This window comes from Klebsiella grimontii (assembly GCF_900200035.1).
Lineage (GTDB): Bacteria > Pseudomonadota > Gammaproteobacteria > Enterobacterales > Enterobacteriaceae > Klebsiella > Klebsiella grimontii.
Genome location: NZ_FZTC01000024.1, coordinates 18291 through 34139, shown reverse-complemented (window position 1 = coordinate 34139; position 15849 = coordinate 18291). Strand labels below are relative to the sequence as shown.

The following is a 15849-nucleotide window of genomic DNA, read 5'->3' as shown; positions in this document are numbered from 1 at the left end:
TTAACACCCTCATTAAGGAACGCTCGCATGAGTAATAACCTGATGGATACCGTTGCTCAGGCCGTGAATTCGCTGGTGTCTGCGTTTAAATTGCCCGACGAATCTGCCAAAGCCAACGACATGCTGGGCAGCATGAATTTCCCACAGTTCAGCCGGGTTTTGCCCTATAAGGATTATGACTCTGCGACCGGACTGTTTATTAATGCCAAAACCGTCGGTTTTATGTTTGAGGCCCGACCTTTACCGGGCGCTAACGCACATATCGTGGCCTCGCTGGAAAACCTGCTGAGAACCAAAATTCCCCGCGGTGTTCCGGTGACCATTAATCTTATCTCGAGCAAGCTGGTCGGGGACGATATTGAGTATGGATTACGGGAGTTCAGCTGGAGCGGTAAAGAGGCCAAAAAGTTTAATGCCATTACCCGCGCCTATTATCTTCGGGCGGCTGAAACACAGTTCTCCCTGCCTCCGGGGATGGATTTACCCCTGACTCTGCGTAACTACCGTGTCTTTATCTCCTGCTGTGTACCCCGAAAGAAACATTCGAAAGCACAGATCGTCGAGCTGGAGAACCAGGTAAAAATCATCCGGGCTTCCCTGCAGGGTGCGCAAATTCCAACGCGGATACTGGATGCCCAGGGCCTGGTCGATATCGTGCGTGAACAGGTGAACCCTGATCCGGGTGAAATGTACCGTAAGCCTTACAAACTGGACCCGTACCAGGACCTGAATTATCAGTGTGTGGATGACAGTTTTGATATGCAGGTCACTGCAAACCACCTGAAGATTGGTCTGCTGGACCGGAACGGTAAAGAGAAAGTCACCCGTGTTACCAATTATCATCTGGCCCGCGATCCGGAAATCGCCTTCCTCTGGACCAGTGCGGACAACTACGCCAACCTGTTGAACCCGGAGCTCTCCATCTCCTGCCCGTTTGTCATCACGCTGACGTTAATGGTGGAGGACCAGGTGAAGACCCAGAACGAGGCCAACCTGAAGTACCTCGATCTGGAGAAAAAAAGCAAAACCTCTTATGCGAAATACTTCCCGTCAGTGGAAAAAGAGGTTCAGGAGTGGGGGGACATCCGCCAGCGGCTGGCAACCAATCAGTCCTCTCTGGTGAGTTACTTCTTTAATATCACGGCCTACACCGACGATAACGCCGAAGCCTCTCTGGCGACCGAGCAGCAGATCCTCAACAGCTATCGTAAAGGCGGCTTTGAGCTGCTGCCCGCACGTTACCACCATCTGCGAAATTATCTGGCCATGCTGCCGTTTAAATCCGGTGAGGGGCTTTTCAAAGAGCTTCAGGCTGCAGGTGTCGTCAAGCGGGCAGAAACCTTCAATGTGGCCAACCTGCTGCCGGTTGTTGCTGACAGTCCGTTAGCGCCTGCCGGATTACTGGCGCCCACCTATCGCAACCAGCTGGCGTTCATCGACCTGTTCTATGAGGGGATGAACAACACCAACTTCAATATGGCGGTCTGCGGGACCTCCGGGGCGGGTAAAACCGGCCTTATTCAGCCACTGATCCGCAGCGTACTGGACTCTGGCGGTTTTGCCTGGGTATTCGACATGGGCGACGGCTATAAGTCCTTATGCGAGAACATGGGCGGGGTTTACCTCGACGGTGACTCACTGAAATTCAACCCGTTTGCCAACATTCTGGATGACGCCAATTTTGACCTGTCGGCTGAGCGTATCCGCGACCAGATGTCGGTGATGGCGAGCCCGAACGGCAACCTGGATGAGGTGCATGAAGGTCTGCTGCTGCAGGCGGTGCAGGCGGCCTGGCTGAGCAAGCGTAATAAGGCCCGTATCGATGATGTGGTCGATTTTCTCAAAACCGCGAAAGAGAGTCCGGATTATGCCGAGTCACCGACCATCCGCAGCCGCCTGGATGAAATGATTATTCTGCTTGACCAGTACACGGTCGGCGGGATTTACGGTGATTACTTCAACTCCGATGAACCGTCATTGCACGATGATGCCCGGATGGTGGTCCTCGAGCTCGGCGGTCTTGAATCGCGGCCTTCACTGCTGGTTGCGGTGATGTTCTCGCTGATTATCTATATCGAAAACCGGATGTACCAGTCCCCGCGCAGCCTGAAAAAGCTCAACGTGATTGATGAAGGCTGGCGACTGCTGGACTTCAAAAACGAAAAAGTCGGCACCTTTATTGAGAAGGGGTACCGTACCGCGCGCCGCCACCTGGGGTCATATATCACCATCACGCAAAATATCGTGGATTTCGACTCACCCACCGCATCCAGTGCGGCGCGGGCGGCCTGGGGTAACTCCTCATACAAAGTCATCCTTAAGCAGTCTGCCAAAGAGTTTGCCAAATATAACCAGCTCTACCCGGATCAGTTTACGCAAATGCAGCGGGACATGATTAACAGCTTTGGGTCAGCCAAAGACCAGTGGTTCAGCTCCTTCATGCTGCAGGTGGAGGCACATACATCCTGGCATCGTCTGTTCGTCGATCCCCTCAGCCGCGCAATGTACTCCTCAAGCGGGGCCGATTTCGAGTACATCAAAGGTCGCAAAAAGCAGGGAACGGACATTCACGACGCGGTGTACGAGCTGGCCAGCCGGAATTTCCCGGCAGAAATGTCTGACCTGGAAGCCCGCATTGCCCATGACAACATAAGGAACGTAGCCTGATGGACAACAACTCTGAGCAGCAAAGAACGACATTCTTCACTTTACGACGGAGTCTGACCGTTATCGCCCTCGTGGGCACCATTCTGGCGACCAATGTCTTTATCACGCGTCTGGTGCTGGCACATACCGCGCCACGGGTGGTGGCCTTCGATATGAAGAAGACGCTGGACAGTTTTATGGACAGCGTCAGTCAGAAGCCGCTGTCAGAGGCGCAGTCAAAAGCGCTCTCAGACCGCTTTAACGCAGCGCTGGAGCAGAGCCTGGCCGACTATCAGAAAACGAATCATGTCCTGATCCTGGTTTCACCGGCCGTGGTTCAGGGCGCACCCGATGTCACCCGTAAAATCCAGACCGACATTGCCACCCGAATGAAGGGGGCGCGGGAATGAAACGCACCGGTATTGCCGTGCTGGCGTTTTGCCTGATTTCCCCGGGCGTGCCGGCGGCTGACCTGGGAACCTGGGGTGATCTGTGGCCGGTTCAGGAGCAGGACATGCTGACGCTCATTACTCAGCGTCTCGAGGCGCTACAGAAGTCGGGGAAATGGGCGCAGGAAATGGAAGCGTTCAAAGGACGCGTGATTGAGAACAGCCAGCGACCGGCGCCGGTTGAGGGAGTAGGGAAAGCGGATAAGTATGAACAGCGCTGGTTCGACCCCAGTATCCGGCTGACTGAGGACCTGAAAGATCACAACGGGCGGGTGTTCGCGCGCAAAGGCGACGTTCTGAATCCGCTGAAAACGGTCCCCTTTATGCAGACGCTGTACTTTATCGACGGTGACGATCCGGACCAGGTCGCCTGGATGAAACGGCAGGTCCCCGACACCCTGATAAGCAAAATTATTCTGGTGAAAGGGAGCGTGCCGGATACGTCAGTGGCGCTCGATGCCCGAATTTATTTTGACCAGAACGGTGTGCTTTCAAAACGGTTCGGCCTGACCAGGGTGCCGGCGCGCATTACCCCGGCGCCCTCGGGTGAGCGGCTAAATATTGAGACCTTCCCGTCTGTCCCGCAGCCATGAACAAGCGTGGCATGACCAGCAAAAGAGATGAATTATGACGTTGATATTAGCCGTAACAACGATGCTCCTGGCGCTCTTGACTGGGCTGATGTGGTCAGTCATGCGTAAGCAGGACACCGTTATACAGAGTCTCGCGACGAGAGAAAGCTACCTGGTATGTGAGGCCGATCGACTCCGGACAGACAACGAGAAATTGTATCGCTGGATGAGAGTCAACGGGGAGTTCGTTATCGATGAAATGACCCTTGAACTCGATGTGTTGCCCACCGTTCGCCAGACGAACCGCGATTCGTATCGCCGCCAGCTTTACCTGTTTAACTGCCTGTCCCTGATTGTATGGAACGGGATGGAGGGGGCGGAAGACGCGACCCGGGAAAAGGTCCGCAACAAAACCGATGCGCTCCGTCTTGTCCTCAGGGAGAACATTAACGAATGAAAGCCGCTGTGTTTTTCCTCATCTACGTTGCGTTCTCAACATTCTCTGGCCGCGCGGCCGCAGACCCGTCCTGCGAAGGCCGCTTTGTTAACCCGATTTCCGATGTGTGCTGGCAGTGTATTTTCCCGATGTCTATCGGGAGTGCCTCTGTGGCCGCCGGCGGCGGCCCGGACACGGTGAATCCGGCCAGCCCTATTCAAACGTGCCCCATGCCGCCACCGATTTTTTACCGTATTGGGATGGCGATAGGTTACTGGGAGCCGATGGCCCTGACGGATGTCAGCCGCTCTCCGGGGTGCATGGTGAATATGGGCGGGTTTAGCCTCAACCTGGGAAAAACCGGGATGGGGACCGCGAAAAAGGACGACAAGCAGGTCAACGGGGCCTTCTATCACGTGCACTGGTACAAATATCCGCTGACCAGCTGGCTCAGCATTATCACGTCGGCGGGTTGCCTGCAGGGCGGAGATATGGATATCGCCTACCTCTCTGAAATTGACCCGACCTGGGTGGACAGCAGCCTGACCACCATTCTGAACCCCGAGGCCGTTTTGTTTGCGAACCCGATTGCCCAGGGGGCCTGCGCCGCTGATGCCATTGCCAGCGCATTCAACAAGCCGCTGGACATCCTCTTCTGGTGTGCAGGCTCTCAGGGCTCGATGTATCCCTTCAGCGGGTGGGTCAGCAACGAATCCAGCCCGCTGCAGTCATCGCTGCTGCTGAGTGAACGCATGGCCTACAAGCTCCACCGGCAGGGACAGATCCTGGAGACCGTCGGGGCCGATGTCGCGGTCTGTTACGAATACCCGTCACCGATTATTCCCAAGGAGCGCTGGCGGTACCAGATGGTGAATATGTACCCCGACAGCGCGCAGTGCCATCCCCTGGGGCGAACGGTCACGCGCTGGGAGGTCGGGAAAAACCCGCCAGTAACCCGAAAGAACTTCGGCTATCTGATGTGGCGAAAACGTAACTGTGTCTACTGAAAGGAGTCTACTGTGAAATTACTGAACATACTGACGGTGATGCTGTTACTGACCCGTACCGTCGCCGCGGCAGAGGGCGCAGTTTCGTCAGACCCGATGGCGGCGGATCGTCAGTGGCTTAAGCAGCAGGAGGATTTCAGCGAGCAGTTGCGCCGGCATCCAGATAAGGCGTTGCAGCAGGATCTTGAAGCACAAATCAGCCGTAACCCCCTTACCCGTTCAGATCAGCAGTTCATCGATAATCTGGCCAGTCAGCAGCGGGAGTCGACCCGGGATAAGCCGGCGGAAGGTGCCGTGTATTTCATCTCCTTCTCAATACCGGACGAGGGGTTAAAACGGATGCTGCATGAAACCCACCGCTACGGTATTCCCGCCATGCTCCGGGGGCTCGTCAATAACGATATGAAAGCCACCACTGATGCAGTGATGGGATTGGTTAAAGCGGGGATCACCGAAGGGGTGCAAATCGACCCGACGCTCTATTCACAGTACAACATCCGCAGTGTTCCCGCGCTGGTTGTGCGCTGCAAAGCCGGTTTTGACGTCATACAGGGCAATATTCGCCTGAAGCAGGCCCTGGAAAAGGTGGTTGAGAAAGGGGATTGTGCAGAGACTGCCCGAAAACTGCTGGGAGGTGCCTGATGAAATCACTTCCCCTGATCCTGATGCTCCATATGTTCGTGCTCGGGACATTTATCTGGTTTACGGTTCCTGCCTGTGCTGACAGCACGTCCGATTACAAAGCGGGCGCTGATTATGCAAAACAAATACAGGGAAGCGGGACTGACGCGCTGAAGAATTTCAACGGGGCTGACACGCTGCCAGGGTATACCAGCAAACCGGCGCAGACGAAATATTACGGCGGCGTCTCCGCCAGCGGTGACAGTAACCTGAAAAGCGATTCCGCAGCGGAATGGGCCAGCAGTGATGTGGGGAACAGCATCACGGAGTCGTTTACTAACCGTCCCCCGGACAGTATTTCGGCCGACGCGCCATTCATTCAGGCGGCGAAAGAGACCGAGTCCAGAGCGGATTCGATTGTGGGGAATACCGGTCAGGCCTGTACGGCACAGGTGGTTAATCGTAGCGAGTTCACGAACCATACGTGCGAGCGGGATTTGCAGGTGGAGAACTTCTGCACGCGGGAGGCGACGCTGAAAGACAACGCCACGACGCAAAAGGTCAGTCGTACCTACCAGCAGGCTGTCCCGATGAATTTCACCCGAAACAGCACCCGATGGAGCGGGACGCTGACCATCCCGTCGACAGGGCGGCTGCTCAGCGTGTCTGTTGACGGTGAACCTCTGCCGGTTCCCTGGATTTATGAATGTGACAACGAAGGAAAGGTCAGAGACAGTTGCAAGCTTGCAGTCAGTGAAAACATCAGCCTCTTTGATAAAACATTCCCTGTCGATGTGATGACCTGGCCTAATACGATGTCGATATGTTCCGGTGGTCAGAACACACACTGTAGTTACCATTACTACGATGGTACCGGGAAAATTCACCAGTCTTTCAGCATGGACCGGAACGTTGTTGCAGGGCAGACCTTTGCGGTAACGAAAACGTCGAAAACCCAACCATCAGTAAATGTTAAATCCATTCAGGTGACGGTCATACTGGTCATGGAAGAGACGGAAACCGTATTTGCACCAGAGGTGGTCTGGGTTGAAAGCTGTCCGTTCAGCAAGGACGAGGGCACGAAAACAGGCGAAGAATGTATCAGCCCGGGCGGGACGAAAACCCTCAACCTGGGCGGGAAGGCGTATTCCTTCACAGAAGCATGCTGGAAATACAAAGACACCTGGCTGACTCAGCCGGCGGATAACGGCTCCTGTGAAAACCTGATGAGTAATGCAGCCTGCACGCTCTCATCACGCCAGTGTGCATTCAGCGCGGAAGACGGGACCTGTTTGCACGAGTATGCGACCTATTCCTGTGAAACCCGGACCAGCGGTAAGCAGATGATCTGCGGCGGGGATGTGTTCTGCCTCGATGGCGAGTGTGATAAAGCGGTCAGCGGCACGAACAACGGCTTTGGACAGGCGGTTTCTGAGCTCGCGGCGCTGGCGGCGGCAGGAGAGGATGTTGCTAAGTTGAACGGCGTGGATGTGAAGGCGTTCACCGGTAAAGCGAAGTACTGCAAAAAATTCGCGGCCGGATTCAGTAACTGCTGCAAAGACAGTGGGTGGGGGCAGGACGTTGGCCTGGCACGCTGCAGAAGCGAAGAGAAGGCACTGGCCAAAGCAAAAACAAACAAGCTGACGGTTAGCGTGGGGGAGTTTTGCTCTAAGAAGGTATTGGGGATCTGCCTGGAGAAGAAACGCAGCTACTGCCAGTTTGACTCCAAGCTGGCTCAGATCGTTCAGGAACAGGGCCGCAACGGACAACTGCATATTAGTTTCGGGGGCGCCAGCAGCCCGAACTGCCGGGGGATCACGATGGCTGAACTCCAGGGCATTAACTTCAACCGGCTGGATTTTGCGAACTTCATGGAGGACCTGATACATAATCAGAAAATACCGGATAACAGTGAGCTGACTGATAAAACAAAACAACGCATAAAAGAACTTCTCACGCAGTCTTCAGCAAAATGATTTCTGAATAATTAAATTTAAAGGTGATAACAGAGTGTATGGGGATGGGGGCACTGTCGCTTGTTTTCTATGTCATCGCGTTATCCCGTATTGAAAATAATAAGGATGGTTTAAATGAACAGACTGGTTAGGCCCACCATTTTTTTGTTTTTTATTCTAATAATGCCATTTTCAAACGCCGCAAGCAGAGAGGAACTCGAGAAGCTGTATTCAATGCAGATGCCCGGCACTGTCATTCAGTGTAAGAGAACAGATGAAACGTTTTTTACAAAAATAAGAATGATTTCCCGGTATACGGTTACGGAGCAAAGTGAAAATAAAACAAAAATGGATGGGTGGGTTGCCATGTACGCCACCGGTCTGAAAGCGTTACGATTTGAAGCTGAATTTAAAGCTACCCGGACAATGCTGGATACTCGTGATATGTGGGAGGTCGACCCCGACTCACTGGTTATGAAAGTATCAGGTGAGGATGCAAAACGCTTTAAAAATAAGGGAGGGGTTGATTTTTTCAGGGATAATAGCAGGTTAAACTATGACGATCACTCTGATATTCGATTTACTACCTACCCCGATTATATTATCGGGGAGGATGACCCCGGATTCTTTACATCAAAAGGCGCAGAGGAATGTACCACTCGCTTTGCTGACAGTTTTCCCGCGGGGAAAGCCGGGCTGAAGGTGAAGGAGCATAACAGTAATAAGGAACACAACCATGAAAATTAACTATCATAAATATCCTGCCGTCGATTTTGTAGTGAGATTACTGCTGACAATAATTATTATCTCCCCTGTGCTGTATTTTTCATGGGATGCCGTCAAAGGGACATCGGGCAGTGATTATATTGAGAGTGTGGTTTTTATCCTTATAGTCGGCTTTTTCTGGTTGATGAGTCACCTGTTTATTTCTGCTTTTGTAGGGATTTTGCAAAAAAGAAAATAAGGGGCAGGGATGAAAGAGAGCAAATCATACGGGCTGGTGATCGTGTTTGTCGGCGTGTTTGTCGTTTTTCTGATCAGCATCATGTCTTACAGCCTGTGGCGGGATAAACAGATTAATGCGTTTCTGGCCACCAACCGGGCCTGGGGTATTCAGTGTGACAGAAGCTCGCAGGCTGCATGGGTTATCAGGAACGGTGAACGTACGGCATTAGAAATGAATAATATGACACTGTACTGCCACGGTTTCCGGTTTGAGGGACGCACTGACCCTGAAACGAAAACGGTCAGTCTCGATAAATACATCGTCTACCAACATATTTCACGCCAGCCGAATTAATTCAGTCAAAAAGGTATTCATTATGGGAAAACTACATGCCGCCATACTGGCGGGGTGCCTTTGTTGCACCCTGATGCCGGCCTGGGCGAAAGATGCGGGCTGGCAGTGGTATAACGAGCAGCTAAAAAAAACAGACCCGGAAACGCCTGCCACGCCTCCGCCACCGCCGGCAAAGCAGGACATCCTGGAGAAGCTGGCGCAGCTGCAGACGGCCACAAAGCGTTCGCTGTATGAGGCTATTCTTTACCCCTCATCTGACAATTTCGTGAAGTATTTCCGGCTCCAGAACTACTGGACGCAGCAGGCAGGCCTGTTCTCGATGAGCGCGAAGAAAGCCATGCTGGAAAACCCCGAGCTGGACTACAACCTGCAGTACAGCCACTACAACGGAACCGTGAAAAACCAGCTGGCTGCCGACTACGCCGAACAGCGCAAGGCAATCTCCTCCCTGGCCCAGCACTATGGCGTGATGTTTTTCTACCGCGGCCGGGAGGCCATCGACGGGCAACTGGTCCAGGTCATCAAAAACTTCCGCGAAACCTACGGACTGAGCGTGATACCAGTCTCCGTCGACGGTGTGGTGAATCCCATGCTCCCCGACAGCCGGCTGGACCAGGGGCAGGCACAACAGCTCGGAGTGAAGTTCTTTCCCGCGATGATGCTGGTCAATCCCAAAAGCGGGCAGGTTAAACCCCTCAGTTACGGCTTTATCAGCCAGGACGACCTGGCGAAACAGTTCCTCTATGTCTCCAGCGACTTTAAACCCAATTTTTAAGGAGTGTGTCATGCGAAAGATTCGGTTCCCCGATTTAGATATAACGGGAATGTGGGTACTGGCTGTAGGCGTGTTTTTCCACCTGATTGCCAGGCTCGTCAGAAAACAGCCTGAGCTGGCCATTCAGGCCGGGGAAGTTCTGGGGCTGGGTATGGTGATATTTGGTGGATACCGAATTCTGAATGCCCTGATTGCTGAAGCAGAAAAACAGGAGAAGGCCCGTGAAAAGCAAACTGAAGACAATTAGGGCGGGTATCACCACGGCTGCTCTGCTGCTGGCACTTTCTCCCGTGACCTGGGCCGGTACGCTCGATGAAGTGAAATCTCTCTGGGACCCGCAGGGCATAACAGGTTCGGCGCCGGCGTCGCCCGCTGGCGCGCCCACGTCCGCGAAGCCGGTCTCTCAGGCCCGTTGGTACCGGCTCAGCAACGGCAAACAGGTCAATCTTAGCGACTGGAAAGTGGTGTTGTTTATGCAGGGGCACTGCCCGTACTGCCATAAGTTTGACCCGGTTCTGAAGCAGCTGTCCGGACAATACGGATTCTCGGTGTTCTCTTACACGATCGACGGACAGGGGGACGAGGCGTTCCCTGAAGCCTTGCCGGTACCGCCTGACGTGATGCAGACTTTTTTCCCCAATATCCCGGTAGCTACCCCGACCACGTTTCTGGTGAATGTGAATACGCTGGCGGCGTATCCGATTCTGCAGGGCGCCACCGATGCTCAGGGATTTATGGCCAGAATGGATACGGTATTTCAAATGATGGGGGCACCTGATAATGGATAGTCTCAACAAAATATATTCTTCGTTACCCGTACTGGAAAGAAATAAACGCCTGAAGCTATCACGGCAAAAGAGATTCGATATTTATTATTGTCTTGCTTTTATGTTTGGTTCAGCCGGATTAGTTCTGTGGTGGGGAAGTCATGCGTATTTCAGTGTGTTCACTGAGTTGTTAACCCCGTCGGAGAAGCTGGGGTCTGCAAAGAACTTCATGAATCTGTGGAATGTCCTGATGTATTTCGTTCCCTTTATTCTTTTCTCACTTTCCATTGGTTGTCTGGCAACGGCTTTGCTGGGAGTACTGATGGCCGAACTGGCTTTCTGGTTTGAATATGCCTTTGAAAAAAGCTTCCAGCGATATTTAAACCGCAACCTCCGACGGAAAAATAACATGAAAGAAGGAGGGCCTGATGTTCATCCGTAAACCATTATCAGTGCTTTGTGGAATGTTGCTAGGGGTGTCATTGACGGCGGCCGCAGATGTTAACGGCGACATGAACAACTTCTTCAATAAGCTGGGGTTCGCGTCCAATACCAGTCAGCCCCAGGTCTGGCAGGGGCAGGCGGCGGGTTACGCTTCCGGCGGTTCGCTTTATGCGAGGACGCAGGTGAAAACGATCCAGCTGGTCAGTATGACCCTGCCGGATATTAATGCCGGCTGTGGCGGCATCGATGCCTACCTCGGGTCGTTTTCTTTTATCAACAGCGAGCAGCTGCAGCGCTTCGGCAAACAAATCATGTCCAATGCTGCGGGCTACTTCTTTGACCTCGCGCTGCAGACCACTGTACCGGAAATCAAAACCGCAAAAGACTTCCTGCAGAAGATGGCCAGCGATATCAACAGCATGAACCTCAGCAGCTGCCAGGCGGCACAGGGGATCGTCGGGGGACTGTTTCCTCGTACCCAGGTAGCCCAGCAGAAGGTCTGCCAGGACATCGCCGGTGAGAGCAATATCTTTGCCGACTGGGCGGCTTCCCGTCAGGGGTGTTCGGTTGGCGGCCAGATGGACAAGGTGCAGGATAAGGCCAGCGACAAGGACAAAGAGCGGGTCATGAAAAACATCAACATCATGTGGAATGCCCTGTCCAAAAACCGGCTCTTCGACGATAACAAAGAGCTGAAAGAGTTTGTGATGACCCTGACCGGCACCTTGATTTTTGGGGAAAACAGTGAAATTACGCCGCTGCCGGCACGGACCACGGATCAGGACCTGATTAAGGCGATGATGGAGGGGGGAACAGCAAAAATTTACCACTGCAATGATTCCGATAAATGTCTCAAGGTGGTTGCGGATGCGACGGTCACTATAGCCGCAAACAAGGCGCTGAAGAACCAGATTTCCACGCTACTGAGCAGCATCCAGAACAAGGCTGTGGCGGATGAAAAACTAACGGAGCAGGAGAAGGGCTTTATCTCCAGCACCACCATCCCGGTCTTTAAATACCTGGTTGACCCGCAGATGCTCGGGGTCTCGAATACCCTGCTTTACCAGCTGACGGACTATATCGGCTACGACATCCTGCTGCAGTACATTCAGGAGCTGATCCAGCAGGCGAGGACGATGGTGGCCACCGGGAACTACCCGCAGTCAACGATGGATATGATCCTCGAAAACCTGAACCAGGCGAGTGTGCAGATTGCCGCTTTTCAGTCCCGGGTACAGGTGCAGCAGGACGCGCTGCTGGTCGTTGACCGGCAGATGAGCTACATGCGTCAACAGGTATCCGCCCGCATGATGACCCGCTACCAGAACAACTATCACTTTGGAGGAAGCCTCTGATGCTGGAAATCTACACGATAGCCGGCGGCGACTGGTTTCGGGGCAACCTGAATGCCATTGCCGCTTTCATGAGTACCGGTACCTGGTCCTCCATCGAGAAAATGTGTATCGCCTTTTCCGTGCTGATTGTCGCCAGCAGCTGGGTGAAAAAGCATAACGTTATGGATCTGGTCGGCTGGGTGTTTGCCCTGACGCTGGTCTCGATGCTGGTCGTCATTCGCAAACCAGTGCAGATTATCGACTACAGTAATGTCTCTCAGGTCTATCAGGTCGACAACGTCCCGATAGGCCTGGCTATTCCTGCCTCGCTGACAACACGCGTCGGGAATGCGCTGGTACAGAGCTATGAGATGATTTTCTCCCTGCCTGACAGCGTGACGTACAGCAAGACAGGGATGCTGTTTGGCAGTAATTTAATCGCTAAAAGCACCGACTTTTTATCGCAGAACCCGGAGATCACCACGTTGTTCTCCGACTATGTACAGAACTGCGTTATGGGCGACATTTTCCTCAACCATAAGTACTCGTTTGAGGAACTGCTGAATTCCTCTGATCCGTACACCATTATTTTCTCTAACCCCAGCCCGCTGCGCGGGGTATTTGATAAAAATAATCAATTTAAAACCTGTCAGGAAGCCTCCCGTGATTTGAAATCAGCCCTGGCGCTGGATTCTCAGACTGGCGGGAAAACCTGGAACTACTATGTGCGCCAGCTCTTTGGTGGCAAACCCAATCCGGACCTGCTGTTCAGCCAGATGATCGGTGACAGCTATAACTTCTTCTACAGCTCGGGGCAGAGCGCGGGACAGATAATCCGCCAGAATGTCACCATGAATGCACTGCGCAGCGGTATTCAGAGCTACGCGGCCCGCAGTGGCGATACGGCCAGCCTGGTGAACATCGCCAACACCTCTTCGCTGGAGAAACAACGCCTGGCACAGGCGACAATGGGCCACCAGGCATTACGCTCCCTGCCGTTGATGCAGACGGTCGTGATGGGGATCATGATTGGCCTGTTTCCGATCATGGTGATGGCCGCCATGTTCAACATGATGACAATGCAGGTCATCAAGGGTTACTTTTATGCGCTGATGTGGCTGCAGTCCTGGCCTCTGCTGTACGCCATTCTGAACAGTGCGATGGCGTATTATGCGAAGCAAAATGGAGTACCGGTGGTTCTGTCTGAACTCTCTCAGGTCCAGCTGAAAAACTCGGATATTGCAACAACCGCAGGCTATATCTCGATGATGATCCCTCCCTTAACCTGGGCCATGATTAAAAGTATGGGGGCAGGGTTTTCCAGCGCGTACAGTCATTTTGCCTCGTCGGGCCTCAGCTCGACGTCGCAGGCCTCTTCCAGCGTGGTAGACGGGAATTACTCGTTTTCGAATATGCAGACGGACAATGTCAGCGGAAACAGCTGGAACACCAACAGTTCAACGGCATTTGGACAGATGTCCCGGCAACTGGGGAACGGAGGCATGGGTACACAGACCCGGGATGGTTCTATGGTCTGGGACAGCAGCGGCGCAATGTCAAAACTGCCGGTGGATATTAATGTTGGCCGGCAGATAGCCAGTGCACAGCAGCAGATGGCACGGGAGTCGGATGTGCAGGCAGAGAGCTCTCTGCAGGGCTATAACAGCAGCGTGACCAGCGCCTGGAACAGCCTGAAGCAGTTTGGCACAAATATGGGGACCAGCGCGTCAACCACCACCGGCGCCGATAATACTGAGTCATCACAAGACTCGATGGCGAAGAGTAAAATGTGGAACGCGGTTGTTTCAAATGCAAAAGCCAACAACATCAGCAATGAAGAGTCTTTCCAGCAATTGATGGATGACTCCTCTAAACGAACTCAATCTTTTGATATACATGCATCTGGTAAATGGAGTTCCGGAGACCAGTTGTTTGGCAAGCTTGGTAAGTTGGGCACGGGGTTATCTGCTGAAGTTGGTGGAAAAGGAAGCGCTGGCTGGGGACATAGCTCAGGTGATACTGATAATGTCAGCTCTTCTGGGCGGGAATCACATGATAGCAGGCATGATACCAGTAGCCAGGCAGCGAAAGACTTTAAAGAGGCGTCCGATTACATTACAAGCCATAAAACCAGCACTTCTGGTAATACAACAGATAATAATGCCAGCTCCCGCGTGGACCAGTTCTCTACGTCACTTTCCAGTGCGAAAAACAGCTACGACCAATATACAAACAGCCGTACACGTAGCCATGAACTTAGTGAAATGGCGTCGCGTACCGAAAGTATGAGCGGCCAGATGAGTGAGAATCTGACGCAGCAGTTTGCTAACTTTGTTCAACAACGTTCTCCGCAGAATGCAGAAGCTATCCTCACCAATACCAGTTCACCTGAAGTAGCGGCACAGCGGGAATCACTGGCAAGGGAGTTTGTTAAAGAGCAGGTCGAGCCTAAAGTGGATGGTGCCTATCAGGAGGCGAGAGGGACAATTGGTCAGGGAATGCCTAATGTGTCAGGCGGTGGAGGCACGGGTTCCGTAGAAGCTGATTATAGCCAGCACAGTGGTAGTATTGATGGAATGACGCATAATGCCGGAATTAAGGATAATGTGGGTCAGACAGTAGATACGATGGTGTCTCAAAATAAACAGGCACACCAGGAAAGCCAGCAGGGAATTCAGCAGCAGGGTGATGGGGTCAAGAAACAGCAGACTGATCTGGAAAGTCACCATAAAACAGAAGGAAATAGATTCGAAAATGAATATAATGAAAGAAAGAGTAAGGTGAAATCTTTACCAGGCGCTGACGCTCCGGGTGAGTTAGCGGATAAGGCGGCTAAAATCCAAAAGGATTATCTTAATAGGGAAAGGTGAACTTGATGATAAACAATAAAGTCATCCTCCACGAGGTGGAGGAACTGAAAAATGTACTTTCACAAGGGGAAGCAGCGATACCGTCTTTTTGGGCATGTCTGTGGCCTGGATTAGTTATAGTTGCATGGAATGTTCTTTGCGCGATGATTAGCGTTAATCATAACTACCTTGCAGTAAAATATATTTTTTGGGTCGTGATTTTTCCAGGGGGGGTGGGGTTGATTCTTCTTCTTGGTATAGCTAGTGCTCGCTCCTTGTTTTTATCCGTGCCTAAATCCTTTAGGATACGTTCAAATATATATCGATTTTTTTCCAGAAAAATCATTATTTATGCATTTTTATATATGTTGACGATTCTTTTTCTTGCCTTTTTTAATCGTTTTTCTTATGACTCACCATTTCCTTTTGGTTTTATGGTCTTAATTACGTCGATTTTTTTTGGGGTTGTTATGAATCTGGACTTTGGAAGGTATCAGCTATCGTTACTCACATCTGCGATAAACTCTTTCAAGGCAGAGAAATTGGAAGGTTAGTTAGCCCATCAAAACTTACCTATCAATTATAGTGGTTTGTTAATAGGCTAAGAGTTTCTTTGGGTTATTATTGATTGTTCAAACCGTAATTAATCTACACCTTTCCCTTAAAATTCCTTTATAGTGAATGCGCATTCCGA

General features: G+C 52.2%; 17 protein-coding genes. All 17 read left to right on the top strand.

Features of this window, described 5'->3' with window-relative positions:
- Window positions 1-27: 27 nt before the first annotated feature.
- Complete coding sequence (traC, locus tag KOSB73_RS23830) at window positions 28-2667, top strand: type IV secretion system protein TraC (RefSeq protein WP_032744091.1); 2640 nt, start codon at window positions 28-30, stop codon at window positions 2665-2667.
- On the top strand, window positions 2667-3056 hold the full coding sequence (gene trbI / locus KOSB73_RS23825; RefSeq protein ID WP_032744089.1) for a type-F conjugative transfer system protein TrbI: 390 nt from the start codon (window positions 2667-2669) through the stop codon (window positions 3054-3056). Before traC ends, trbI begins: the two co-directional genes overlap by 1 nt.
- On the top strand, window positions 3053-3688 hold the full coding sequence (gene traW, locus KOSB73_RS23820; protein WP_032744087.1) for a type-F conjugative transfer system protein TraW: 636 nt from the start codon (window positions 3053-3055) through the stop codon (window positions 3686-3688). Before trbI ends, traW begins: the two co-directional genes overlap by 4 nt.
- A 205-nt stretch (window positions 3689-3893) precedes the next feature.
- A complete protein-coding gene (locus KOSB73_RS31185) occupies window positions 3894-4124 on the top strand; it encodes a hypothetical protein (protein WP_227502458.1) in 231 nt (76 codons plus the stop codon).
- Window positions 4121-5110, top strand: coding sequence for a conjugal transfer pilus assembly protein TraU (traU, locus tag KOSB73_RS23810; RefSeq protein WP_032744082.1), 990 nt, complete (start codon window positions 4121-4123; stop codon window positions 5108-5110). Before KOSB73_RS31185 ends, traU begins: the two co-directional genes overlap by 4 nt.
- A gap of 12 nt (window positions 5111-5122) precedes the next feature.
- Window positions 5123-5752 carry a type-F conjugative transfer system pilin assembly protein TrbC gene (gene trbC / locus KOSB73_RS23805; RefSeq protein WP_032744080.1) on the top strand — a complete coding sequence of 210 codons (630 nt, stop codon included), beginning with the start codon at window positions 5123-5125 and terminating at the stop codon, window positions 5750-5752.
- Window positions 5752-7707, top strand: a complete 1956-nt coding sequence (gene traN / locus KOSB73_RS23800; protein ID WP_032744076.1) for a type-F conjugative transfer system mating-pair stabilization protein TraN — start codon at window positions 5752-5754, stop codon at window positions 7705-7707. The genes trbC and traN overlap by 1 nt, the downstream gene beginning before the upstream one ends.
- Before the next feature lie 114 nt (window positions 7708-7821).
- A complete protein-coding gene (locus KOSB73_RS23795; RefSeq protein WP_032744074.1) occupies window positions 7822-8433 on the top strand; it encodes a hypothetical protein in 612 nt (203 codons plus the stop codon).
- Window positions 8423-8650: a conjugal transfer protein TrbE gene (trbE, locus tag KOSB73_RS23790; protein WP_032744071.1), complete on the top strand. Its 228-nt coding sequence runs from the start codon at window positions 8423-8425 to the stop codon at window positions 8648-8650. Before KOSB73_RS23795 ends, trbE begins: the two co-directional genes overlap by 11 nt.
- A gap of 9 nt (window positions 8651-8659) precedes the next feature.
- Window positions 8660-8986 carry a hypothetical protein gene (locus tag KOSB73_RS23785; protein ID WP_032744069.1) on the top strand — a complete coding sequence of 109 codons (327 nt, stop codon included), beginning with the start codon at window positions 8660-8662 and terminating at the stop codon, window positions 8984-8986.
- A gap of 22 nt (window positions 8987-9008) precedes the next feature.
- The gene (gene traF / locus KOSB73_RS23780; protein WP_032744065.1) at window positions 9009-9761 is read left to right on the top strand and encodes a type-F conjugative transfer system pilin assembly protein TraF; all 753 of its coding nucleotides are present in this window, start codon (window positions 9009-9011) and stop codon (window positions 9759-9761) included.
- 10 nt (window positions 9762-9771) lie between these two features.
- A complete protein-coding gene (gene traQ / locus KOSB73_RS23775; RefSeq protein ID WP_032744062.1) occupies window positions 9772-10008 on the top strand; it encodes a type-F conjugative transfer system pilin chaperone TraQ in 237 nt (78 codons plus the stop codon).
- Window positions 9983-10549, top strand: coding sequence for a type-F conjugative transfer system pilin assembly thiol-disulfide isomerase TrbB (gene trbB, locus KOSB73_RS23770; protein ID WP_032744059.1), 567 nt, complete (start codon window positions 9983-9985; stop codon window positions 10547-10549). Before traQ ends, trbB begins: the two co-directional genes overlap by 26 nt.
- Window positions 10542-10970 (top strand): conjugal transfer protein TrbF, encoded by a 429-nt coding sequence (locus KOSB73_RS23765; protein WP_032744057.1) that lies wholly within the window; start codon window positions 10542-10544, stop codon window positions 10968-10970. The genes trbB and KOSB73_RS23765 overlap by 8 nt, the downstream gene beginning before the upstream one ends.
- Window positions 10957-12327: a conjugal transfer pilus assembly protein TraH gene (gene traH / locus KOSB73_RS23760; protein ID WP_032744054.1), complete on the top strand. Its 1371-nt coding sequence runs from the start codon at window positions 10957-10959 to the stop codon at window positions 12325-12327. The genes KOSB73_RS23765 and traH overlap by 14 nt, the downstream gene beginning before the upstream one ends.
- Window positions 12327-15176 carry a conjugal transfer mating-pair stabilization protein TraG gene (traG, locus tag KOSB73_RS23755; protein ID WP_032744052.1) on the top strand — a complete coding sequence of 950 codons (2850 nt, stop codon included), beginning with the start codon at window positions 12327-12329 and terminating at the stop codon, window positions 15174-15176. The genes traH and traG overlap by 1 nt, the downstream gene beginning before the upstream one ends.
- A 5-nt stretch (window positions 15177-15181) precedes the next feature.
- Window positions 15182-15709 carry a conjugal transfer protein TraS gene (locus KOSB73_RS23750; protein WP_032744049.1) on the top strand — a complete coding sequence of 176 codons (528 nt, stop codon included), beginning with the start codon at window positions 15182-15184 and terminating at the stop codon, window positions 15707-15709.
- Window positions 15710-15849 lie beyond the last annotated feature (140 nt).